Annotated in this window: 2 protein-coding genes; both read right to left on the bottom strand. The window is 71.1% G+C overall.

All coding sequences use genetic code 11. The features are described from left to right. Positions 1 to 476: SRPBCC family protein (locus PLL68_RS12430; RefSeq protein ID WP_324534538.1), on the bottom strand; the 476-nt coding region annotated here is incomplete at its 3' end. Next, positions 473 to 2,419 (bottom strand): aerobic carbon-monoxide dehydrogenase large subunit (gene cutA, locus PLL68_RS12425; protein ID WP_324534536.1); only part of this gene is annotated, 1,947 nt, incomplete at its 5' end. The genes PLL68_RS12430 and cutA, both read right to left, overlap by 4 nt.

Raw genomic sequence — 2,419 nt, 5'->3', positions numbered from 1 at the left:
GCACCGAGCGCGGTCGTCGCCTCCGCGGGCACGAGCACCCCGGCGATGTCCTGGTCGAGAGCGGTGAAGAACTGCCCGGCCATCTTCTTCGTGACCCCGGCCAGCATCCGCTGCCCGACGCCACCGATCGCGCCGCCCACCGAGGCGTCGGCGTCGTACGTGAGGTCGGTGCCGCCACCGGCCGACGGCGCGAAGTGCACCATGACCGTCGCGTCGATGGTGCCGGGCGCGCCGGCGCCGGTGGCCTTCAGCCGCAGCGAGTTCGGGGCGACCTTGTCGTGCAGGGACACCTCCCCGGCGTAGGTGCCCTTGATCGCGGCGACCCCGGCGGTGACCGACATCGCGTAGCGGTCCTCACCGACGGTGCGCAGCGCCTCGCACCCGGGGATGCAGCGGGCGAGCACGGCTGGGTCCTGGATGGCCTCCCACACCTGCTCGACGGGTGCGTCGAGTGTCGAACCACCGGAGATCTTCATCGTGAACCTTCCTGCGCAGGAACGGGAACGGGGGACTCGGCGTGCTTGCGCCGCAGCTCCCACAACTCGGACGGGCTGATCGGCATGGACCGCACGGGGAACCCCTCGGCATCCTCGATCGCCGAGGCGATGACCGCCGTGACGGGGATCGTGCCCGCCTCACCGGCGCCCTTGAGGCCGAGCGGGTTGAGCGGGCTGGGGGTCTCGAGGTGGTCGGTCTCGACGTGCGGGACCTCGGAGGCGTAGGGCATGAGGAAGTCCATGAACGAGGCGTTGAGCAGCTGCCCGGACTCGTCGTAGGCCATCCGCTCGTAGAGGGCGCCACCGACGCCCTGGGCCACCCCGCCGTGCACCTGCCCCTCGACGATCATCGGGTTGACCATGACCCCGCAGTCGTGGATGACGCAGTACCGCAGGATGCGGATCTCGGCGGTCACCGGGTCGGTCTCGACGATCGCCGCGTGCATGCCGTTGGCGAAGGTGGCCTGGGTGGGGGAGTAGAAGTCCTGCCCCTCGAGGCCCGGCTCCTCGTCGTCGGCGACCGGCGGCTTGTCGGGGTCGAACGTGCCGGCGAACTGGGTCGCCGCCTTGGACGACTCGTCGAACGCGTAGCGCAACGGGTTGGAGAGCACGGCCACGGTCGACAGGGCGATGGAGGTTCCGGGTGCGCCCTTGACCGAGATGACCCCGTCCTCGATCTGCAGGTCGTCGGCCGACACCTCGAGGGCGTCGGCGGCGATCCGCAGCGCCTTGGCCCGCACCGCCTTCGCGGCCAGCGCCACGGCATTGCCGGACATCACCGCCCCGCGCGAGGCGAAGGTGCCGACCGCGTACGCCATCCGTCGGGTGTCACCGGTGGTGACGTGGACGTCCTCGATCCGCACGCCGAGCTCGTCGGCGGCGATCTGCGCGAGCACCGTCTGGTGGCCCTGGCCCTGGGTGGTCAGGCCGGTGGCCACGTTCACCCGGCCGCTCGTCTCGACGTGCACGTGCCCGCCCTCGTAGGGGCCGACCCCGGTGCCCTCGACGTAGCAGCCGATCCCGAGCCCGACCCGGCGCCCCTGGGCGGCGGCCTCCTCGCGGTAGGCCGCGAAGTCGTCCCAGCCGACGAGGGCCTTGAGCTTGGCCAGGGATGCCGGGAAGTCACCGGAGTCGTACTTCAGCGGTCGCCCGTCCTGGAACATCAGGCCGTGGTCGTAGGGCATCTCCTCGGGCTGGATGAAGTTGCGAGACCGCACCTCGGCCCGGTCGAGGCCCAGGTGCGCTGCGATGGCATCCATCGTGCGTTCCATCGCGTAGCACCCCTGCGGGCGCCCGGCGCCGCGATACGGCGTCACGAGGACGGTGTTGGTGAACAGCGACCAGAACTCCACCCGGTAGGCGCCGGGCTTGTACGGGCCGAGCAGCTGGGTGGCCGTGATGATCGGGACGATGATGCCGTACGGGGTGTAGGCGCCGTTGTCGTGCCAGAACTGCACGTCGAGGGCGAGCAGGTGACCCTCGTCGTCGAACCCGACGGTGACCTGCTGGAGCTGCCCGCGCTCGTGCGCGCTGGAGATGAAGTGCTCGCGCCGGTCCTCGGTCCACTTCACGTCGCGGCCGAGCAACCGGGCCGCCCACGGGACGAGCACCTCCTCGGGCCACGGGTGCATGATCTTCACGCCGAACCCGCCGCCCACGTCGGGGGCGACGCACTCGACCTTCGCGAGCGGCATCCCCAGCTTGGCGGCGACGGCCGCCCGCACCCCCGTGGAGGTCTGCGTCGAGGAGTAGATGCGCAGTGACTGCTCGTCGGCGTCCCAGCGGGCGAAGACGCCCTTGCCCTCCATGGGCATGCACGCGCTGCGCTCGATCTCGAGGTCGAGGGTGAGGGTGTTCGGGGCGGCGGCCATCGCGGCCGTGACGTCGCCGACCTCCTGGAGCAGGTGGGCGGCGATGTTGCC

This window comes from Ornithinibacter sp. (assembly GCF_035443565.1).
Lineage (GTDB): Bacteria > Actinomycetota > Actinomycetes > Actinomycetales > Dermatophilaceae > Fodinibacter.
Note: the sequence above shows the minus strand (reverse complement) of the source record. Positions and strands in the feature narration are given on the sequence as shown.